Origin of the sequence: Sulfidibacter corallicola (assembly GCF_017498545.1) — a bacterium.
Taxonomy (GTDB): Bacteria; Acidobacteriota; Holophagae; order Acanthopleuribacterales; family Acanthopleuribacteraceae; genus Sulfidibacter; species Sulfidibacter corallicola.
The window spans coordinates 8,003,429-8,024,419 of record NZ_CP071793.1; the positions used below are offsets into that span (position 1 = coordinate 8,003,429).

Annotated in this window: 13 protein-coding genes; 4 read left to right on the forward strand and 9 right to left on the reverse strand. The window is 60.4% G+C overall.

Features of this window, described 5'->3' with window-relative positions; all coding sequences use genetic code 11:
- Positions 1-16 precede the first annotated feature (16 nt).
- From J3U87_RS24610 to J3U87_RS24640, 7 genes are all read right to left on the reverse strand, one after another.
- Positions 17-634, reverse strand: coding sequence for a hypothetical protein (locus J3U87_RS24610; protein ID WP_237378437.1), 618 nt, complete (start codon positions 632-634; stop codon positions 17-19).
- A 72-nt stretch (positions 635-706) separates the two neighbouring features.
- Positions 707-1,237, reverse strand: a complete 531-nt coding sequence (locus tag J3U87_RS24615; protein ID WP_237378438.1) for a DUF4150 domain-containing protein — start codon at positions 1,235-1,237, stop codon at positions 707-709.
- A gap of 91 nt (positions 1,238-1,328) precedes the next feature.
- Positions 1,329-2,435, reverse strand: coding sequence for a hypothetical protein (locus tag J3U87_RS24620; RefSeq protein ID WP_237378439.1), 1,107 nt, complete (start codon positions 2,433-2,435; stop codon positions 1,329-1,331).
- 97 nt (positions 2,436-2,532) lie between these two features.
- Positions 2,533-3,543, reverse strand: a complete 1,011-nt coding sequence (locus J3U87_RS24625; RefSeq protein WP_237378440.1) for a DUF2169 family type VI secretion system accessory protein — start codon at positions 3,541-3,543, stop codon at positions 2,533-2,535.
- A gap of 83 nt (positions 3,544-3,626) precedes the next feature.
- Positions 3,627-5,492: a type VI secretion system Vgr family protein gene (locus tag J3U87_RS24630; RefSeq protein WP_237378441.1), complete on the reverse strand. Its 1,866-nt coding sequence runs from the start codon at positions 5,490-5,492 to the stop codon at positions 3,627-3,629.
- 931 nt (positions 5,493-6,423) lie between these two features.
- Positions 6,424-6,864, reverse strand: coding sequence for a hypothetical protein (locus J3U87_RS24635; RefSeq protein ID WP_237378442.1), 441 nt, complete (start codon positions 6,862-6,864; stop codon positions 6,424-6,426).
- Between the two features lie 297 nt (positions 6,865-7,161).
- On the reverse strand, positions 7,162-8,829 hold the full coding sequence (locus tag J3U87_RS24640; protein WP_237378443.1) for a thrombospondin type 3 repeat-containing protein: 1,668 nt from the start codon (positions 8,827-8,829) through the stop codon (positions 7,162-7,164).
- Positions 8,830-9,820: 991 nt separating this feature from the next.
- Here J3U87_RS24640 and J3U87_RS24645 point away from each other — a divergent pair.
- From J3U87_RS24645 to J3U87_RS24660, 4 genes are all read left to right on the forward strand, one after another.
- A complete protein-coding gene (locus J3U87_RS24645) occupies positions 9,821-11,329 on the forward strand; it encodes a DUF418 domain-containing protein (protein ID WP_237378444.1) in 1,509 nt (502 codons plus the stop codon).
- A gap of 73 nt (positions 11,330-11,402) precedes the next feature.
- A complete protein-coding gene (locus tag J3U87_RS24650; protein WP_237378445.1) occupies positions 11,403-11,810 on the forward strand; it encodes a GntR family transcriptional regulator in 408 nt (135 codons plus the stop codon).
- Entirely contained in the window at positions 11,803-12,489 is a 687-nt protein-coding gene (locus J3U87_RS24655; RefSeq protein ID WP_237378446.1) for an ATP-binding cassette domain-containing protein, read from the forward strand. The genes J3U87_RS24650 and J3U87_RS24655 overlap by 8 nt, the downstream gene beginning before the upstream one ends.
- Entirely contained in the window at positions 12,489-13,220 is a 732-nt protein-coding gene (locus J3U87_RS24660) for a hypothetical protein (RefSeq protein WP_237378447.1), read from the forward strand. Before J3U87_RS24655 ends, J3U87_RS24660 begins: the two co-directional genes overlap by 1 nt.
- Before the next feature lie 256 nt (positions 13,221-13,476).
- On the opposite strand, the gene J3U87_RS24665 is transcribed toward J3U87_RS24660, so the two are convergent.
- Positions 13,477-14,973: a transposase gene (locus J3U87_RS24665; protein WP_237378448.1), complete on the reverse strand. Its 1,497-nt coding sequence runs from the start codon at positions 14,971-14,973 to the stop codon at positions 13,477-13,479.
- A 1,016-nt stretch (positions 14,974-15,989) separates the two neighbouring features.
- On the reverse strand, positions 15,990-20,651 hold the full coding sequence (locus J3U87_RS24670; RefSeq protein WP_237378449.1) for a non-ribosomal peptide synthetase: 4,662 nt from the start codon (positions 20,649-20,651) through the stop codon (positions 15,990-15,992).
- Between the last annotated feature and the right edge of the window lie 340 nt (positions 20,652-20,991).

Here is a 20,991-nt window from a genome sequence, read left to right on the forward strand (position 1 = left end):
GGCACCCCATCCGTGATCAGGGGAAGACCGGGATCATGGGTGGTGCGAAAGACGGCACCCCCAGGGCGCCTGGGGCGGGGAATGGCATGAAAAAGAGTTGTCCGGTCGGATCCATCATGGGATTCGGCACCATGACCGGAACTTCGACCGGATCCCCTTTGCCGTCACATCGGCAGGTCTCCGGATCGAGCTTTACGTCTTCCGGCGCATCTCCATCGGGATTCATCTGGCTGTTGATGTCGTTGTAATCTTCTTGTTGCAGGTTGCCGTTGCCTGCGCCGGGCCGGGTTCCCCAGTCGTCCACGGTACCGTTCGCACGGGTGAATTTGGTGTCGACAACCACCGTTCGGGACCCGCTACGGATGGTGACGTCCGGACGCCGAATCTGGATGGGGTAGTCGCTTCCCGGCGGACGGGGGGGCCGGTTACCGGCGATGATGTCCCAAGTCTTGCGGACGCTGTTGACCATGCTCCACCAGGTTTCGTTGCCGGTCGGGCTCCAGGTTCCGTCGATATCCTGGACCCACCCTTCCTGGAAATTGGCATCGATGGGATCGCGTGAACCACTTTGTTCGGCAACTTCGTTGTATTTTTCGAGCGCTTCCTGAAAGCATTTTTCCTTGTCTGAAGTCATGTCTGTTCCTTTCGATACCCCATCGGAGTGACCTTTGGGGAAGGGTACCGCTCTTTGACCGGTCGGCCGGAATCAGGCGCGTAAGGGCATCATGACCGGGCGGGTCTTGGCGAAATCGCCACCGTCACCGCCGTTGTCGCACCAGCAGAAGGCACGGCACAGGATGTCGGCGGCGTCCTCGCCGACCACGTTCTTCAAACCCTGCAATTCGGGGCCGGCGGTATTGGGCGCGTTGCCGTTCATGGTCATCATGTCGCTGAGCCGCGCCACGTTGTTGCCTTCGATCTTGACGTCCATGCTGTAGTTGACGAACTTGGCCTTGCCCTTGATGACACCGGAGATGATGCCGCCGCCGGCGGTGCCGCCCTCGTCGCCCGTGCTGGTGCAGAACTCGGAACGTTTGAGCGCGATCGAGGCGCCGTCGGCGCTGACCGTGCGGCTCCCGTTGACCAGGTCCTTGGAGTAGGCGAAGTTGGGGTAGGGGATCGGGATTTTGGGATTGGGACCGGGCGTCCAACAGACGTCCGGTGCCGAGTTGGTCGCCACCCCGTCGCTCTTTTTGTGAACGATGCTCAAATCGTTGACGTTGACGGTAGGTATCATGGTGAAAACTCCTGGAAGGGAAGGGAAGGGAAGGGAAGGGAAGGGGATCCGGGGAGAGGAATCCCACGTTCGAAAAATTGGGCGGGTGTAATCAGGCGGCGGCATCCTCCACCCATTTACCCAGGACGCAGGCCGCCCGGTAGGGGCTCTGGGCCGAGGCGCACCAAACCAGGCTGGATGCCGCGGGATGGGGATCGTGGTGGAGTTGGTAGGCCGCCAGCGCGGCGAGCGTGGCACCGGATGCGGCACCCAGGTCGCCCCAGCAATCGGCGGGGTGGAGAAGGTTCATGGGTTCGGGGTGGTGGGTCACCGAGCGCAGGTAGGTGTAGCTCCACTCCTCGGCGCGCCAGGCTTCGCCGTTCAAATCGGACCACACGCTGGTCACGGCCAGGTTCTCCGTTTCCGGTTCGGCGAATGCCGCCTGAACGGCTTGGGTCAGGCCCTCCGCCATATGGGCCTGGCCCGAATACCAGGGATGGGGTTCGCTACCGTGACCCACGGCCAGAAGCCGTGCCAGGGGTTGCCAGCCCCGTTCGCGGGCCAGGTCCGCTCGGCACAGGAGCAGAAAGCCGGCGCCTTCGCCGGGGGTGATGCCGTTCGGCCTACCTGGCCGTTTGAGGCGTTCGGTGCCGTCGATCCATTGCAGCGTGTCGATGTCCTTGTAGGATTCGACCCCGCCCACCAACACCGCCGGCACCTTCGAATCGCGAAGCAGTTGGGCGGCTTGGGCCAGGGCACCGATGGCGGCTTCCGCGCCGGTTCCTTGCAGGCCGCACCGACCGCGATCCAGGTGGATTCCCAAGCCCTGCATGACGGATTTCGCCAGAGCCGTCATGTCCGCGTCGGAGAAACCGGGACGTTTGGGCGGCACCGAGAGCAGGACCGGAATGGCCATCTGCCCATCCGCACGGACCGCGTCCCCGAGCGGGGCCAGGGCTTCGCGCGCCGCACTCCGGGCGAGTTGTTCCATGCGGGCCACGGCGAAAGTGTCTTCGGACAAACTGGTCAGCAGACTCATGACGATCGGGTGCCCGTCCGTACGGTCCCGCAAATAGGAAACCTCGCGAAACCGTTTCAATCCCGCCGCGACCGAATCGGCCGTCATGCGCATGTCCAGCCCAATGGCCGTTCGAGCCCCCACGCCCACCACGACCACGTCGTCATGCGCGGCCGCTGTCGTTTTCCGTTCGCTGGTCATTTGCGCCCTCCGGGAATGTCGGCTCGACGCCCGCTCGGGCGCCCGTCGGATCGGTGCCCGGCGAGGAGGTGTGGTGCCGCACCGTACCTATGGCCCTTCATCGTATCGATTCCTTGGTATATATAAGTGTATGGCTGACGTTCCGCGCGTGGGCGCCGCAATCCATACGGCCGCACCAGACCATGACCAGCTTGCGCCGGTCGGGCTCGATGATGACGCGCTCCAACTTGGTTTTTTGGCGGATTTTGCGACCGGCATTCACGGTTTCGAAGATCACGTGAACCCGGGGCAACCGAAACGTCCAGGGGGAGTGCGGGGTCAGGCCCTCCAGGTGGACCGGCTCGCCGCCGCGCAACGGCCTGGCGCTGTGCAATCCGAGCGGTGCCGTCACGAAGTGGCGCTCGTCGAAGTCGGCGGGCCACAAGGGCGCGCGCGAACGCTGCCAGTCCTGGTCGAAGGTCCCGCCGTAATCTCGGCGCGGGGCCCAATCGGGGGCGATCGCGCCCAAACCCACCGGAGGCGGCGGTTCTTCGCCCGCCACGATCGGCTTGGCGGGATCTTCGATGTTGGGCACCGGGGATTCCGCCAAGGTATCGGGATCCGTGCTGAAACCCTGGCCGATGGGGTTCTCGGCGACCTGCGCCACCTGACCGTCCTCGATCTCGGTTCCCCCATAGGCGCGTTCCCAGACGATCGGCATCTGGCGGAACGGGGTGGGATCCGAGATTTCCAGGCGATCGTCCTCGCGGATCCAGGTCCGGTCGCCGAAGACCTGCAGTTCGCGACGCAGCCGACCCACGCGAACCGATACCGTCATGCTGGCGATCGGCGCTTCGCCGGGCGCCTGGGCCACCGCGTTCAGGGTGACGTCCGTACCCGGATGGGTCGCCACCAACTCCGTGTCGCGCAACAGGCTGGAGCGGCCCGGCTCGCCGTAGTATTGGGGGGACAGGGTGACCGGTTCCTGCTCGGCGGCCAGGGTCACTTCGCCGGATTCCGCCAGATCGTAGGTGCCCTTGGCGGCCACCACCCAGATCTGGTGGCCGCGCGCGTCGGTCAGCACCGCGCGATCGCTGGCAAACGCCGTATGGTTTTTGATTCGCCACATATGTCACCCGTCGAATAGGTCGAAACCGCCGAGGCACACCGTGCCGCGGCGGCCCGTGAAGGCGCTGGTGCCGGTGCCGGCGATCAGTTCAGGGCGATGCCGCCCGCCACGACCTTGACGCTGCTGCGCGTCATGATCAACTTGCTGCTGCCGCACTTGACCACCACTTTCGGCGACTCGACCAGGACACCGCCCTTGGGGACCTTGACCACGTAGTTGCCGTCGGTCACCGTGTGCACGTTGTCGCCCTTGACCGTGATGGTCCGATGGCCGCCCACGCTTTCGGCTCGGTGCTGTCCGACCGCCACCTGTTCGGTGAGGGCGGTGGTGCGCATATAGGCGCCGCCGGTGGCGATCGCCTGGTTGGCGCCCACCGTGATCGTATAGCCGACGCCCACCTGGAGCAGTTGGTTGTTGCCGGTGCGGGTCGTTTTGTCGTGACCGATGGTCGCATTCGAATCGTTGACCACTTCCAGCTTCAGGTCCTTTTGGGAGCGGATGTCCATCAGCTCCTTGCCGTCGCTGTCGTCCATGATGATGTGGTGGTCTTTGATGGTTTTGATGGCGTTTTGGTACTTTTCCGTGGGGCCCAGGGGCGCCGTCATGTTGTCGTTGTAGACGCGGCCCACCACGATCGGATGGTCGGGATTGCCCTTGAGGTATTCCACCAGCACCTCGTGCCCCACGCGAGGAATGAACTGAATGCCGTAGTCCTTGCCCGCGTAGTTGTTGGAGACGCGAACCCACATGGACGACCGGTCGTTCATCTCGCCTTCCCGGTCCCAGTGGAACTGCAGTTTGCAGCGACCCAACTGATCCAGGTAGACCTTGCTGCCGGGGGGTCCCGTCACCACCGCCGTCTGCAACCCGAACACGCGCGGCTCCGGTGTCTCGAGCTTGGGGCGGTACACGCGCTGGGTGGTCACCGCGCGGTAGGTGCAGTGGAAATGCCCCTGCTCCACCGTGACGGCGAGGCCGCTGATCAGCCAGGAATCGTTGAGCTCTTCCAGGTAATGGCCGCGCATGTGGAAAATCGAACCGACGGCGAACGAGCGGCAGTTGGCGGTGCCGGTCAGTTCGGTGAGATTGGCCGCGATCGCCTCGGTCCGGCGTTTGGCCAGGCTTTGACCCAGATCGCCGGTGGTGTGAAGCGTGTTGTGGTCGTACACTTCGCCGACGCCGCCTGGCAGGTGGACCTTGTTCTGGCCCGCCAAATTCAATCGAGAGGTTTCGTGATTGTAGTCGTGGGTCATGACCGCACCGGTGCCCATCGAGACCGCGAACTCGGCCGACTGAACCACTTCGTCGTCCTTCTCCTTGATCTGATCCACTTCGTCGTACAGGGCCTCGGCGGTGGGACGGCAGGGTTTGTGGGCGCCCATGCTGTCGGCGATCACGACCGCATCGGCCACGTGATCCTGAAAATAGTACATGCCCTCGGCTTCGAGCAGTCGGGTCACGAAGTTCAGGTCACTTTCTTCGTACTGCACGCAGTACTCTCGTTCGGTTCCGGAAGCGGCGCGCCACGAAAAGGAAATGCCCGCTTCGCCGAGTACGGCGCTGACGATGGCTTGAACCGTCATTTTCTGGTAGACCCGCGAGCGTTGGGTGTGGGTCAGGACCCAAATGGGCGCGCGCAATTCGAATTCGTACAGGTAACTCTTCTCCGAAGCTTCTTCAATGTGCGCGTGCCCCGTGCGCAATTGGCGCGCTTTGGCCACGATCCCTCGAAAGGGGCGGGTCTCGGTCAGGTTCTCGCCGGCGGCGATCGTCACGCCGGCCGTCGCGCCCACCAATCCATAGGGGCTGAGGCAATCCGAAGTACGAACCACTGCGGTCATCGACGAGGGCTTGGAGAAGGATTCCTCGGTCGTGAAGGTCACCACGCTCGCATGAGCGCCTGGCCCCTGCCACAGGATGTCGCGGACGCGATGCGTCAAAGCTGTCATTGCGATCCTCCCTCTTGCGAACCGCGCCAAACGGGGAAAGCGCCGGTTGCGCATCTCCAGTTGGACCGTTCGGTTTTAGAGGTTTCAAAAAAATTCAGAACCGTGATCGTGAAGGCTCCTTCCCAAAAAGATCCCGCATCTTTTCGCGAAGAGGGCGCGCGGATTGTGGAATGAAGAACCGAAAGGGCCGAAAAGAGTGCCAATTCAGATTCGAGGAGGTTCGATCCCAATCCCATGTCCCGGGTGAGCCGAGGCCGGTGCGTGGTCCCATACCAAGGGGGAAGCCTTTTGCGTGTTCGAGACCACCGACCCTGTCCCGTGGGGATCGATTCGGTGCATTTCTATAACGACCGTGAAAACACCGAACAACCGGATAGGGGATGCACGGCGGCCAGCAATAAACGAAGTGAAACCATATTCTAAAGAAAACTCATACGTCGGCGATTCTAACCAGGGGTCTTTGGGGCAGTCAAGCACCTAATTTTCGCCTTTCTTGAATTGTGATATTTTATGCGCCCTGTTCAAATTTGTGACATTTGCATATTTGTAATTGTGCATTGTGTTCTGTTTTTATCGCGATCTTGCGGCCATTGCCACCACCAGGCGGCAGATACTAGCCAAATGGCTCATGGGGTTTTCGAAAACCGAACCCTGGTTACCAATTATCACCCATATTTCGACAAAGGAGTCTGTGCTTACCAGGTGTGCTTAAAATATCCATGCCCTCGATTTGACAAGATCAAGCAATTTTTGATGATTTAACACGTGGTTTGAATTTTCTTGTGGCTGTTTTAATCCACGTTCGGATTTTTCCAAAAACGGTCCTGTCCCCTGGGTCTCGAGAAGCCTCCCAAAACGCGCGATCCCGTGTCGAGGCTGTTTCCCGGCGTTTCCGGGACAACGATTTGGCGAAGGGGGAGCGCAAAGTCGGTCAATCCGAAGGGTGCCTGGCGCTCCGCCGGAGGATCAGGCTTCGCAGCCAAACGACAAGGGCGACGATCGCCAGGCAAGCCCAAACCCCCTGCAGGGGTGTCAGGCTCTCGATACCGTGGGCGAAGGTCCTGCCGGTCAACAGGAATAGGAACAGGCCGGCCGGCAGGGCGAAGACCGCGGACCAGCCCAACTTGGCCGAACGAATGACCACGGGAATGAAAAACAGACACCAAAATATTCCGGAACTTACGAAGAGAACCGCGTTCAAGGGATCCGGTAACTGAACCATGGCCAAGACGGGGATGGCGCCCAGGAACAATTCGATGGCCAGGATCAGATCGCGCAGGCGGTCCAGCGAGCTGCGGTCACGAAGTCGGGTCGGGGATTCGCCGAGTTCGCTTTCGGGCGGTGCGAAGGGGTTGTGGTCGCGGGGTGTCACCGTCTGTTCTCCATGGCGAGATTCATAAACCTACCATGGATGGTGGTGGTCGGGGCATGGCGTCGGCCCGGGAAATAAGATCAGGAAGCCCGGAAGGGTGGAAACCAGGAAAAGGAGATTGGGATCGTCGCGATCTGGTTGTGTTTGTCAGGATTGGGACGCACCTCGCGTGAATTTCGATCCCGTTGCCTGGGGCGGTCTTCCCTCTACCCCCTCGGTATTCAGGGGCGGGGAAGAACCGCCAGGAACGGGTTGAAGATAGGCGTGGTGATTCCAATCAGGAAGGCGTTCTCGCGATCATTCCGTGGAAATCGGAAATTCCGAGAAGCCCGCCTCGTCGAGGGAAAGCCACTCGCTCTTTTCGCTGAGGCCATCGCCATTGTGATCCACCCAAAGGTAGAGGCGGTACCAGGCCCAATCGCTCGGGGTCAGCATCCCGTCGCCATCACCCCAGTTCTCGGGCCGGTCCAACTCCCGCAGTACGAAATCGGGATCTACCGGGTACAGCGTTTTGCCGATCGTCCAGCTCGTCAGGAACTCGAATGATTCGGAAGCGAAACCGTTTTCATCGTAATCGTAGACGAGCGTTCCCATATGACCGAGATCCAAGGTTCCGAACAATGAGGCATTCGCGGGATGGTGTTCGGTCTTGCACGACTCCCATTCCAGGCAGACCGGAATAGTGTGGATGATCCCCCAGCGTGCACAACAGCCGGGGCCTCCGCCCGTGACGGGCAGGACACAGTGTCCGTCGTAAGTGCAGATCATGGGCGGAACACAGCCGCCGGTTCTATTGCAATTCTGGCTGCCGCCACCGGTGCCGCCATCGTTCGGTCTATCGTCGTGGGGATCGGTTAAGCAACAGCCGCCACCGCCACTGCCACCGCCACCGCCACCGGTGTCCGTCTCGCCGTTCGGATTGGCATCGCAGACATTGCCGACGCCGTCCATATCGTTGTCGGCCTGTTCCGGATTGGATTGTAAAGGGCAATTGTCACAGACGTCGCCATAGCCATCTCCGTCGCTGTCGAGTTGGTCGGTGTTGGGTGTATTCGGGCAATTGTCGCGATTGTCGGGGATCGTGTCGTGATCGGTGTCCATAGCTCTACTGCAGAGCTGTTGTTTCACATCGGTACTGAAATTTCGGCTGCTGGCGGCCGTTCCCGTTGGGCAGATATTCAGGACCGCGCCCACACCAGCCGGTGCCACATGAACTTGGGTACAGGCCAACAACTCGGATCTTTTAATTTCTTTCACCTGTCCGTTACTCGCGGATGTGGCCCAACCGTCCCAGTCAGGGCCGGCATTCTGGTTTAGCGTCTCACTGACGTTCGTCACTGCGTAGAAGTCGTGATTTTGATAGGAAACGAGGGTGGGAATCCGAATGCCACTGGCACTTTGGATCGTGATCCCGAGGGCGATCGCGACATCCATTTTTGTGTCAAAAACCGTGGCTTCGGGGTTGTTCCGCACCCATCCCGCCGAATAGACTCCGAGTTCGTAATACTCAAAAGAACCGGTGGTTCGCCACTCGCATTTGTGAAAGCGATGCCCCTGAAACGCGTATCTAAACCCGGCTTTGTTGAGATGAGTCGAGATACCGGTCGCGATGTTCTGGGTGAAATACCGAAGGAGTCGCGATTCGGTTCCCGAGGGAAGGTGGGCCCGAAATCCTTCCATCCATTCTCTTTCTACCTCTTCCCGATAGGCATGCCAACCTTGAAGGAACGCCTCGCGATATGCTGCGCGGGCATCCGGATCCTTGGGTAGATCGTCTTGGGAACGGCTGCGTACCTTGACGAGGAATTGTTCCAGGCGAGGCACGACATACTCTTGATAAGTCGGAAAGCCGGAAAGGTAGTCTTGTAGTTCCAGTTGTTGCGGGTTGTCGTCAAAGCCGGCCCTGGAAAGGAACTGGGGTGCAAGATTGCCCAATTCGTCCGCTTCGAAGGAGCGATAGTTCATGAGAAACCCGTTCAGGGTATCGATGCTGGAAATGAAGTGCGGGGCTTTCGACCCGTCGACGACGAGAGTATCTCCCTCGAGGCGAACCCCGGGCGCGATCTTGGTGACCTGGTTCTTTGCCAGCTCATCAAGGTTTGGTTGGTCTAGGAATTCGGTCTTTAGTGCCGCGATTTCACGCTGTTTTTGAAGACTCCAAAAGTGGTCGACAGGGGCAGTTTCTTCGCGAGATTCGATGCTTGGCCCAGATTCTTCCAAGACGTCCAAGTGACTCGGATTCCAGGCGGCCATGGCCAAAACAGTTGATGAAACAACGAATAATAGCGAAAGGCGCCACAATCGTTTTGTCGAAAGAATGGGTGCCATCCTTGCCTGATGGGATCGAGGGCTTCTCATGATGAGCTCCTTTTTTGAATGGGTTTGAGTATGGTGGGATGAACTCTTTTTTGAATTTTGGAAACGCTGATGGTTGGTTCGGCCCCGATCTGGGACGCACAGGGATCCTCTGTCCCGAACGATGCCGGTTCGAGATTCTGGATTTCTCGTGAATGGGGTGACCCGAACGGAAGCGGCACGCGATGGCCATGCCTCGGCCCGACAGCCGCACCGTTCTGCTGACTTTTCTTTTTTTGGAGGTCAGCTTTACGTCATTCCGCCGTGTGGGGGCGAGGTTGGGTTTGAGTGGGGTTCTTCCGACCTCGGGATCGGCCTCAATATTCAAGAGCGAGGGCCACAAACAAATACCAACACGATAGGTAGAAAAATTTTTTCAGACCCGAATAACGGCCCATTTTCATGGGTTCCTTCGTTCCTGGCTTCTCCATGAACCCACCATGCGAGACCGGGCTTGGATGGGGGGCCCTCAAAAAGCCTTCGATCTCTCGGGTTTGACGAAGAAAGGCGAACGTCGTTCAAGAGGGATAAACTTTATGATCGCTGTACTAGTTAAATAGTACAGTGGTTAAATTGACTCACCTTCCCGGGAGGCTTCTTCATGCAGCGGTTCACACCCGTAGGTAAGCGGGCCAGAATTGAGGGCCTGGATCTCTTGCGCGGCATCGCGCTACTCGGCATCGCCGTCGTCAACGTTCAACAAATTTTTCAACCTATGCCTCTTGCCGGTCTACCCATCGGTCTGGTTCCTGGCGAACGCGGCATTTGGGCGACCTGGGCAGTGACCCATACTCTATTCGATACCAAGTTTTTTACCCTGTTCGCCTTCTTGTTCGGGCTTGGGTTCTCCGTTCAACACGAGCGCTCTCGAGGAACGGATTCGAACTTCAGGTCGTTTTATTTGAGACGTTTAGGTTTTTTGGCCATCCTTGGGGTCTTCCATGGATTGTTACTCTATGCCGCGGATGTGCTCATTATTTACGCCCTTTCCGGAGGGTTGCTGCTCTGCTGCCGCAAATGGTCCGCACCAAAAATGATGCAGGTCGGCCTCGGCATGCTTCTCACGACCTTGGTCCTCTACCAAGGTTTGGTCGGTCCCACATTCGTGGTGTCCTTTACCTTCAAGTTGATGGTTCTGACGGTCTTGACGCTCTTCCTGATGCGTCGGCTTTCACCGAAATTCTATCTCTCCGGCACTGCAGGGTTGATGGCTTTGGTGTTCTCCGCTCAATTCATCTATTCCTCGGCTCTTGTGGGGCCATCCGAATGGAGCGATCCGTTACTTTGGCAACGAGAAGCGAGTGCCAAGGTCCACACGATGCTGGCCACGGGTCGATCGCCAGGGACGATCTCATGGGATGGTGCGGCGTTCCAAGCACTGTTCCTCGGAAACAAGGCGTCCGTTCCGTTGGAGACCATTGCCTATGGGCAGGGTCCCTATGCGTTGACGCTCATGGCGCGAACAGCAACTTTTCTGTCGTTTCTCGGCAAGACCCTGTTCTATTTTTTGTGGCGCACCTGGGGATTGTTCCTGTTGGCGGCCGGTTTGGCAAAATGGGGTTATCTGCAAATCCACCGCAAACCATACTGGCGCATGGCGGCCATATGGGGCTTCGGCATCGGATTGACGATGGCCGTATGCGCCACCGCTCTGAGAGGATTGGGGTTCACGGGCGTGGCGGTACCGGTTGGTTTGGCTCCCATGCTTCACGATCTCGCTGCCTATGCGATCGTCGCCGGATTGACCGGTTCTTTTTTGCTTTTCTCTCACACCGATAAGCTGCCCAAAATCAGGCGCGTCCTGGCCGCTGTCGGGCGGACGGCACTTAGCAACTATCTGGGACAGTCGCTGGTATTGGGCACTTTGGCCGCCTGGTATGGTTTCGGGCTCTACGGCCAAATGAGCCGCTTGATGCAGTTCCTGTTGGCCTTGGCCGTCTTTCTGGTTCTGGCCGGTTCGAGCGTCGCATGGCTGAAACGTTTTCGAATGGGTCCGCTCGAGTGGCTCTGGCGTTGTGTAACCTACCGCACCCATTTCCCGTTGCGGCACGAACCGACGGTGGCCCTGGGGCCACCTGGACCACCACTGAAAGGTGGTGTGGGTTCTTGAATCGCGCCGTGACCGCTGAAGTTATGTCACACTATGGGGAACCCGAAACTCAAAGTCGAGGGCTAAGCGCATCGTGCACGAAACATTCGACAACCATCGGCCCATCTACTTGCAAATCATCGAAGCGATCAAGAGGCGGGCTGTCCGCGGCGATTTCGGCCCGGGCGACCCCCTACCTTCGGTGCGGGAGATGGCGCGCAACATGAAAGTCAACCCCAATACCATGGCCCGAGCCTACATGGAACTCGAGCGCGAGGGTTTTACCCTCACGCAGCGCGGCACCGGCTCGTTCATTACCAAGGACGCCACGCGCATCGAAGATGAACGAGAGCGCTTCATCGCCATGGCGGTCGACAGGTTCTTGGATGAAATCGGCATGTTGGGGCTTGAAGAACCTCAAATCGAGGCCATCTTGGAGACCCTGATCGCCAAGATAAAAGATCCCACGACGCAGACCAGAGAGGAATCTTGCCATGATTGAAACCCGGAGCCTGGGTAAATGCTACGGCAAGCGTCAGATCCTGGAAGACGTGACCTTATCGATTCCCACCGGATCTTTTTGTTTGGTGCTCGGCCAGAACGGTAGTGGCAAAAGTACGTTGTTGCGGCTGTTGGCGGGCGTCACCGAACCAACCAGCGGGGCGGTTTTTCTGGATCGCCGGCCGATGACCGTGGCCACGAAGCAAACGGTTGCCTGGTGCCCGGATGTGGACCCCTTTGCTCCTGAAATGACGATCGACGAACTACTGGCTTTTCTGGCTCCTTTTTTTCCCGGTTGGCGAGAAGAAAAGTGTCAGTCATTGTTGAGCTTACTGGGGCTGGAACGGGAACGGTCCATTGCCGAGTTATCCGAAGGCGAGAAAGCGCGGTTGAAATTGGTGATCGTGTTTGCGAGGCCGAGTAAATTGGTGCTTTTGGACGATCCTTTCAAGGGTATTGACCGCGAATCTCGAAAGATCATTTTGGATACGTTGTTCGATGAGTTTCCTGGCGAAGGTCAGACGCTCGTCGTTTCGACCCATTTGATCAAGGAAATCGAGCATCTCGCCGACGAGGTCATCCTGTTGGGAGGCGGTCGCCTCTTGCTTCACGAGCAGGCTGAAAAAATTCGTTCGGAGCGTGGGTTGTCCCTGACCGAATTGTACGACGAGATGATTTGATGCATACCTGGATTCCCTTCTTCAAAAAGGAATGGCGGCGTTATCGCCGTATCTTTTTCTCGTTTTTCGCAGCCATGGCGGCGTTCGGGTTCGTTGGCTTGATCAAGTCGGGAACGATGGCCGCCACAGCGATGATGATGGCTGTTCCCCTTTACGTGGCCGTGGCGGTGTTGCCCTGGTTGTTTTCGCATTCGTTGAGTCGGGATTGGCAGACCCATCATCAATATCTTCTGATGTCCCTGCCTGTTCCCAAAATCCGCGTATTTCTCTGCAAATACTTGGTGTTCTTGGCGTTCATTCTCGTGATGTTCGCATTATATTCCACGATCGTGTTGGTGCTTCCGGTGGGCGAGGCCACGCGTGCCTCGGGCATGGGGTGGTCGGCCAAGATGACGATCTGGTGGCTTTTTTCAGGCTATACACCCAGTTTCGCCTTTGCGTTGTTGGGCGTAGCCGGCGTTTTTCATGGTGTTCACTTGGCATGTCGTCATTGGGCGGTCAAGCTTTCCAAGCCCATCGGCTTCGTGGGTTTGGCCGTTTTTGTTGCCTTGACCGTTCCGGTTGTCGCTCTGAGCGATGAATTTTGGTTATTCGAACTCAGGGCCGAATCGAACGCAATCGAAATCACTGATTACTATTTCCATCTCGGCTTTTGGATCTATGGCTGGCTGTTTGGTCTCGCGACCATTTGGGTGGCGACTCGAATGTATCGCAAATTTGCCGATATTTAGGCCACGGCAGGGTCGTCGGTCGCTCACGATTCCCGGCCGTTCGCTCGCTAGACGCGCGCCCGAAAGGGGGCGCGTCTTATGGCACATGCCCGAGTTAAACCTGAATTTCGCGTGATTTCCTGCATTGGAGGTTTATTTTCAACCCCTCTCTGGTCTTTAGGGGGGTTCTGTACGATTTTCCATCGTTCGCTTCAATTTTGAGCAGCCGAAGGCCACCGCTTCCTGTGTTCTCGGTTGGTTCATCGTTTTGGCTTCGTTAACAGGTCTGAACCAGTTGCTGTAACCGGTAGAGGTTGTAGACGATCGCTTTGCCTGTCAGCTCCGCCTTCACCGCTTCCAACCCTCTCCGCCATACCCGCCCGAATCCAAACAGCGCTTTCAATTGGCCGATTAACCCTTCCACCGAAGATCGCATTCGCCGCGCTTCGCGATAGGGTTTGCTTTCCCACGCTTCCTCTCCTGCGATCTTCTTTCCCTTGGCACCACTGAACGACTTCGTTTGCACCCCTTGCCGCGCCAGCCACTGCTGGTTCGCCTTGGAAGCATATCCGTCGTCTGCGCTACAGGTCGCGGGCGTGGTCCCTATCCGTTCGAATGCTTTTCGGCACGTCTGCTGGAACATACTGGCATCCATTGGGTTACCCTCGGGCACCGAGACCGCCACCACGAATTGGCGGGCACTTTTGGCGATCTGGACTCGGTAACCGACTTCGGGCTCGCGTCCCCCTTTCTCGATCCACGCAATCGACGGATCGGCCACACTGAGAACCCGTTCGGCAGTCCCGACTTTTTCTTGCTCGATCACCCGACGACACGTCGTGTGAATCAACGAATCGAGCTGGGACACATCTTTGGTCATCCGCGCTTGCCATTCCATCCAACGCTGATAGCCCCGGCTGCCAGGCCGGTGGCCGTGCTCCCAGGTGGCAAGGTGGTCAAGGATCCCGCCCATCTCTTGGGACAGATACTCGGCTGCATCGATCATGAGCCCGTAGTGGTGTTGGCGAACCGCCTTCGCGCCCTTGCCCGAAGCCAAGCCAATCGATCGACGGGCTGCTTCGATGTCTTCGCACCAGACGTCGATTCGTGATGCCATCGAAGTCGCGACGTCCTCCAGGATCGGCTGGCAGAGGCCTCTGTGAAGGCTTCGGGCGATCTGGGCGATCAGCTCGGAATCGGCTGGCCAGGCCGTGTTGCCCCGAACGGCAGTACTATCGAGGGTGACCTCGGCGAAGTCATCGAGGTTCCGAGATCGAATGGTCGTGATGATCCGGTCCAAAACCAGATCCAACGTGGCCTGGCTGACAAGATTGACGTTATGTGTGATGGTCGATCCCGCTGGACAGGGACGCCCCTGCTGCGAGAAATAGCGCGCAACGGTGCGGGATTCGGCAAAGAAACCTCGGGCCGAAACAGATTTGACGCCATCGAGAAAATAACGGCAGATCAAGCAGAACAAGACGTCTTGAGCAGACATGCGGCGCCGTCCGATGCCCAACTTCAGTTCGCTGGGTGTCATGGCCTCGAGGGGATCGGGATCGTCGAGGCCGGGAAGATGAGGGGTTCCAGCGCAAGCGCGACGGTGATTGAGGCGCGCTTGTTTCAAGACCAGTGCATGGCGGTCGAGGTCAGCTTCGAGCCGTTCGAGGATCTCAGGGAAAGTATTGAGAAGATTGAGGAGTTCGTCAATCGCGTAGGCGAAGTCGGAATCGGGAAAGGCGATCAATTCGAGTTGGTATGGGAATGGAGTCATAGGGTCCATGAGAGATAGCAACCTGCAAACATTGATGTTGACCCGAAGAGAATACCTCATCTCGCGGTGTTGTTACTCGGAAATATGCTCCCATCCGAACATTTAAGAAAATCACGAAATACGTTCGCAGGAAGACGCCAGCCTTTCGGGCTGGCGTCTCGCTAGTGGCTTGCTGAAACCTGTGATTGAATTTAATCGCATTGTCTCTCTCTTGAAACGAAGTGGTTTATTCAACCTGAGCTGGGTCTTGCCCTCGTCAAATCTCGATCAGGAATGCAGGAACATCGGAAACCAGGAAAAGCAGGACCATGATGTGACACCGAATGCGGATCCTTTCCTGGTTTCCGATGTTCCTGGGTTCCTGCTTAATTTTTCGGATGAACGACCCATGGCTCTTCGTGAGAAACCAGGTGGTCTGTTTCTTTCTCGAAATCGAGCTGGGTATGCCCGCTGGTTTGCGGCTCTTATGAAACAAACTTGCTCGGAATACCCGAATGCCGAGAGATTTGTCGTGCCCGGTAGGTTCATCAGGGGCGGTAAGCCCGCCGGCTGAACTTATCGAAGTAATCCATGCGAGGAGTTCCAACCTAATAAATGTGCGGCGGGCAGGGCCGGTATGGCAGGGCCGGTATGGCAGGGCCGGTATGGTAGGGACGGTATAGCAGCTTGCCTTACCGGACCTACTCAACCAATCGAAGCAACCTAGCATTAATCGAAATCGGACATCGAGAGATTTTGAGGTCCGGCTTATCCGCTTCGCTCTTTTACCATTCGATCTTGCGGAGCGCGGATCGCTTCGAAGTGTCGGCCCAGCGGGCCAACCAACCGGGCACGACGCCCCTCTGGTGAATGCGGTAACTCCCGACCAATTCGGCTCGACTAGTTACCCACTTGAAACCCAGTGGCCGGTGTGCCGGACCACCGGCATACCGGCCCACGGCCTGGGCGGCGACTCGATGGTAAAAAAAAGCGATCCCCGGTTCGGAGTGACCGGATCTCTCACGGCCCAAGTTACCTCAACCAAGCCGCGCCAGGCCTCGCTCGTAATCCGCCAGCAACTTCGCCACCTGCGCAGCCGTGAAGCGCTGCGGATCGTAGTGGGCCGTCAGCGTCACCCGGCCGTTGCCGGGGTTCACCGCCACCAACAGGCACAGCGGGTGGTGGAAGCGATCGAACTGGCGCACCGCCAACAAGCGGAAGTCGTCGCGTGCGTCGACGGCCGCGCCCTCCTCCGTCTGGCGCTGGTTGTGAAAGTGCACGAAGTTGAACGTGGAAAAGTACGGCGGCGCCTGGCTGGCCGCGGTCACCGGGAAGCGGACGTGCGGCTCCATCTCGACGATGGTTCGCTCGACCCGATTCGCGCGTTCGGCCGCCGACGCCTGCGCCAGATCCAGGCAAAACGGAACCAAGTTCCAGAACAAACCAAAGGCGGTCAGGGGGTTGCTCAGGCGCTCGGAGCGCCCGTTGGCCACCAGGCCCACCGACACCCGGTCTTCCCCAGCGATGCGGGCCACCAGCGGCAGCCACGCCGACAGGCACAGAGCCCGCAGCGAGACACCCAACCCGCGCGCGCGCCGCTGAAGGCGCGGTCCCAAATCCCCATCGGTGGCGTGGTCCAGCCAAGGCACCACCTCGTTCGAATCGCGCTGCGACGGCGCGGGTAGTGCGGCGGGCGCGAACCCCGCCGTGTGGGTGCGCCAAAACGCGGCGCTCTCTTCCGAAGCCGCGATCTCCCGCTCCAGCGCGATGAACTCTCGGTAACTGGGGCAGGGGACCGGATCCGCCAACACCGCGCCACCTTTGACCTTGCGGTACAAGTCGATCATGTCGTTCAGCAGGGCCACGTTGCCCCAGCCGTCTTCGAGCGCGTGGGGCATGGCCATGAACAACGACCATCGATCCGCGCCGTGATCGAACAGCCGGAACCGAACCAACGGTGACGCGATCTGCCGCACATCGAACAGGTCGCCCCGGTCCGCCGCCAAAAATTCGTCGATACGCGTTTCCTGGTCCGCGGCGTCCAGGTGGGCGAGGGAGGTGACCGGCAGCTCCGGCGAGAACGGACGCCGCACGAGTTGCAGCGGAGCGGCCTCTCCATCACCCGCGAAGACCGTTCGAAGGGTGGGGTGCTTCGCGATCAGGTGCGTGAGAACCGACACCAACAGTTCGGGCCGGAACGCCGGGTCGCTGAAAGTGAAACACTGCTGCGTGTGGTAGCTGCCCCATGGGTTGGGTCGATCGGCGTAGTGGTGCAGCATGGTGCGCTGCATGGCCGACTGGGGGTAGGCGTCCACGAAGGCCGGGCCCCAACGGTGGGCGATCTCCTCTGAGCTGGGCGCATCCGTCAGGTCCGGCGCCGTGGCGATCTCGCGCGGTCTCTCGGCGATCGCCGTGGCCAGGCCCGCCACGGTCGGGTGGGCGAACAGGTCGCGCACGCTGACCGCCATGCCCGCTTTGGTCGCCTCGAAGGCCAGTTGCACGGCGCGCAGCGAATCGCCACCCAAGGCGAAGTAGTTTTCGTGGATGCCCACCGGGCGCACGTCCAGGATTCGCTCGAACAGGGCCACCAACCGCGCTTCGTTCGCATTGCGCGGGGCGGTCCTGTTTGCCGGTCGTGGAACGCCGTCCAGTGGGATATCCGCCAGCACGCGGTAGTCGATCTTGCCGTTGGCGGTCAGGGGCAGCGCGTCCAGCACGCCGAATCGGGCGGGGACCATGTAGGCCGGCAGTGTCTCGGCCAGGTCGGCGCGCACCTGAACCGGGTCCAGAGTGCCGGACTCGGCCTCCAACACGGCGACCAGAAGCTGGTGGCCCGAGCCGTCCCGGCGCGTGGCGACCGCGGCATCGCGCACGGCCGGATGAGCCCGCAAGGCGGCCTCGATCTCGCCCAGCTCGATGCGGAATCCGCGGATCTTGACCTGGCGATCGATGCGCCCCAAATATTCGAGGCTGCCGTCGTTGCGGAAGCGGGCCAGGTCGCCGGTGCGGTAGAGGCGGTCGCCGCCGGCCGAAGAGAAGGGATCGGGTACGAACCGATCCGCCGTGAGGCCCGCCCGACCCAGGTACCCGCGCGCCAAACCCGCGCCGGCCACGAACAGCTCGCCCGCCGCCCCGTCCGGCACCGGGTTCAGGTGCCCGTCCAGCAGGTACAGTTGCAGATCCGGCAAGGCCTGACCGATCACGCTGGCCTCGCGCTCCAGATCCACCGGCCCGACGCGGTGGAAGGTCACGTGCACGGTGGTTTCCGTGATGCCGTACATGTTGACGAGCTCGGGGCCGTGGAAGCCGTATCGCTCGATCCAGGGTTTCAGCGCGCCGACGTGCAGCGCCTCGCCGCCGAACACCACGTAGCGCAGGGCCAGGCGCGCGGCGCCGGTGCGGCGATCGGCTTCGATCAGGGACTTGAAGGCCGAAGGCGTCTGGCTGAGCACCGTCACCCGCTCCTCTTCCAGCAGGCAACGGAAATCCTCGGGCGAGCGGCTCAGTGCGTAGGGCACGATCAGGCAACGGCCGCCCGAGAGCAGCGGTCCCCAGAGTTCCCAAACCGAGAAGTCGAAGGCGAACGAATGGAACAGGGTCCAGGTGTCGTCGGGCCCGAAATCGAACAGCTCCCCGCAGCCGCGGAACAGGCGCAGCACGTTGCGGTGGGTGACCTGGACACCCTTGGGCGTCCCGGTCGTGCCGGAAGTGTAAATGACGTAGGCGCGCTGGTCCAGATGAACCGCCGGGAGCGACGGAGCGCCTGCGTCATGGGGTTCCTCGAACCGATGGCGATCCAGGCAGAGGGTTTCCACCTCCGGCGTGGCCAATCGGTCTATCATAGTACTTTCGGTGACCAGCAGACGCACCCCCGAATCGGCGAGGATGAAGGCGGCTCGCTCGGCCGGCGTGTCCGGTTCGAGTGGGACGTAGCCGGCGCCGCATTTCAGCACGGCGAGGAAGGCGATTGGAACGTCCAGGCACCGCGGTAGGCAGATTCCGACCAGGTCGCCCGGCACCACCCCGCGCGCGATCAGCTCTCGTGCCAGCAGGGTCGACCGGCGGTCGAGCTCCCTGTAGGAAAGGGTCGTGGCGCTGCCGGCCTCGTCCAGATCGGTCACGGCCGGCGCATTCGGCGTCGCTGCCGCCATGGCCGCGAAGCGGTGGTGCAACGGCGCGTCCACTTCGTAGTGCCGGTGTACCGCCGCTCGCCGGCGTGCAGCTTGTCGCATGGCTTGGGTTTCGAGTTCGAAGTCGCGCAGGCGTCGTTCCGGCTGGGCTGCGGCCTGGGTGGCGAGAAGGGTGTAGAGCTGGGCCAGACGCTCGATCGTGGCCGCCTCGTACAGCGCGGTATTGAACACGAAGGTGCCCTGGCACCCGCGTCCGGTGTCGCGCAGATGGAGCGACAGATCGTAGAGCGCCACCGCCTCCGTTTCCTCCGAGGCCATCGGCGCCATGGGGGCGTCGTCGGCGGCTGGCGCGGTACCGCGAGTGCCACGTGGGGCCGTGCCCTCGTCGGCGTTTTGGAGCACGAAATTGATTTGAAAAAACGGCGTCCGCGAGGGGTCTCGCTGGGGCCGCAACTGCTCGATCAGGTGGACGAAGGGCACCTGCTGGTGGGTCCAGGCGTCGAGGGTCCGGTCGCGCGTGCGACGCAGGAGTTCCGCAAATGTCGGGTTCCCGGAAAGGTCCGCCTGCAGCACCAGCAGGTTGGCAAAACAGCCGAGCAAGCCCTGGCTCTCGGGTCGGTCGCGATTGGCGACGGTGGTGCCCAGGCAGCCGTCGGTGCGGCCCGTGAAGCGCGCCAACAGGATCTGGAAGACCGAAAGCAGGCCCGCGAACAGGGTGGCGCCCTCGCGACGGCAGAGCAGCTTCAAGGCCTCGGTCGTGCCCGCGTCGAGCTGGAAATGGAGACTTTGACCACGGTGGCCGAGCTCGGCCGGGCGCGGCCGGTCGCCGGTGAGCTCGAACGGGACCGCGTCCGCCAGTTGGGTTTTCCACCAGGCAAGGTGTCGTTGCGCCGCGGGCTCACCCAGCCATTGGCGCTCCCAGAGCGCGAAGTCCGCGAATTGGATTGGCAGGGGCGCCAGATCGGCGGCCCGGCCGGTGCGATGGGCTTCGTACCGGTCCCGGCACTCGCGGAGCAGGATTTGAACCGACCAGCCGTCGGCGATGAGGTGGTGCAGCACCAGCGCCAGAACGCGGGAACCGTCCGCCCGTGTTGCCGTGACGCAGCGCCACAGGGGCGCTCGGGCCAGGTCGAAGGGTCGGGTGCAGGATTCGGCAAGAGCGGCCCGCTCGGCCGAGGGTTCCAGCGTGCCGAGATCCAGTGGCCGGGTGTCGATCGCCTCGGTGGGAACCACCACCTGAACCGGCTTGCCCTCGTGCTCTTCGATTCGGGTGCGCAGGGCTTCGTGTCGGGCCACTAAATCGCGCAGGGCGCGTGCGAAGCAATCGATGTCGAAATCCGAAGCCAATCGAAACAGGAGCGGAATGTGGTAGAGCGCCGGGCCGCGCCGCTCGCGACACTGGAACCAAAGCCCCTCTTGGGTGATCGAGAGCGGAACCGGGCCTGCTTGCGTCCGCGGCTGCGGTCCCCGTTCTTGCGGCGGATCCGCCTTGCGCTTCTTGCGCTGAAGCGCGGCCAGCAGGCGTTGCTTCTTGTCCGAGAGTTCGGCGGGGGCTTTGGTCTGGCTCATGGGCGATTCCTTGTCGGGAGGATGTGGACGCTCGGTTATGGCTGTGTGTTTTCTTATGTGATCAACTCTGTAAAATTCGAAGATAAGGTTAAAAACCTAAACAAGGGGTTGTTCGGGGCATGCGTCAAAAAATGTCGGCCCAGCGGGCCAACCTACAGGACACGACGCCCCTCTCATAAATGCGGGAACTCCCTGGCGATTCGCTTCAATTAGTTACCCACTTGAAACCCAGTGGTCGGAATGCCGATGGTCCGGCACACCGGCCACCGGCACACTAGCCACCGACACACCGGCACACTAGCCACCGGCCTGAGCGGGCACTGGGTGGTCGCGCTCGAAC

What these genes read in the sequence shown, in the direction of transcription:
- J3U87_RS24610 (WP_237378437.1), bottom strand. Translation starts at nt 634, where the DNA reads ATGACTTCAGACAAGGAAAAATGCTTTCAGGAAGCGCTCGAAAAATAC.
- J3U87_RS24615 (WP_237378438.1), bottom strand. Translation starts at nt 1,237, where the DNA reads ATGATACCTACCGTCAACGTCAACGATTTGAGCATCGTTCACAAAAAG.
- J3U87_RS24620 (WP_237378439.1), bottom strand. Translation starts at nt 2,435, where the DNA reads ATGACCAGCGAACGGAAAACGACAGCGGCCGCGCATGACGACGTGGTC.
- J3U87_RS24625 (WP_237378440.1), bottom strand. Translation starts at nt 3,543, where the DNA reads ATGTGGCGAATCAAAAACCATACGGCGTTTGCCAGCGATCGCGCGGTG.
- J3U87_RS24630 (WP_237378441.1), bottom strand. Translation starts at nt 5,492, where the DNA reads ATGACAGCTTTGACGCATCGCGTCCGCGACATCCTGTGGCAGGGGCCA.
- J3U87_RS24640 (WP_237378443.1), bottom strand. Translation starts at nt 8,829, where the DNA reads ATGAACTATCGCTCCTTCGAAGCGGACGAATTGGGCAATCTTGCACCC.
- J3U87_RS24645 (WP_237378444.1), top strand. Translation starts at nt 9,821, where the DNA reads ATGCAGCGGTTCACACCCGTAGGTAAGCGGGCCAGAATTGAGGGCCTG.
- J3U87_RS24655 (WP_237378446.1), top strand. Translation starts at nt 11,803, where the DNA reads ATGATTGAAACCCGGAGCCTGGGTAAATGCTACGGCAAGCGTCAGATC.
- J3U87_RS24660 (WP_237378447.1), top strand. Translation starts at nt 12,489, where the DNA reads ATGCATACCTGGATTCCCTTCTTCAAAAAGGAATGGCGGCGTTATCGC.
- J3U87_RS24665 (WP_237378448.1), bottom strand. Translation starts at nt 14,973, where the DNA reads ATGACTCCATTCCCATACCAACTCGAATTGATCGCCTTTCCCGATTCC.
- J3U87_RS24670 (WP_237378449.1), bottom strand. Translation starts at nt 20,651, where the DNA reads ATGAGCCAGACCAAAGCCCCCGCCGAACTCTCGGACAAGAAGCAACGC.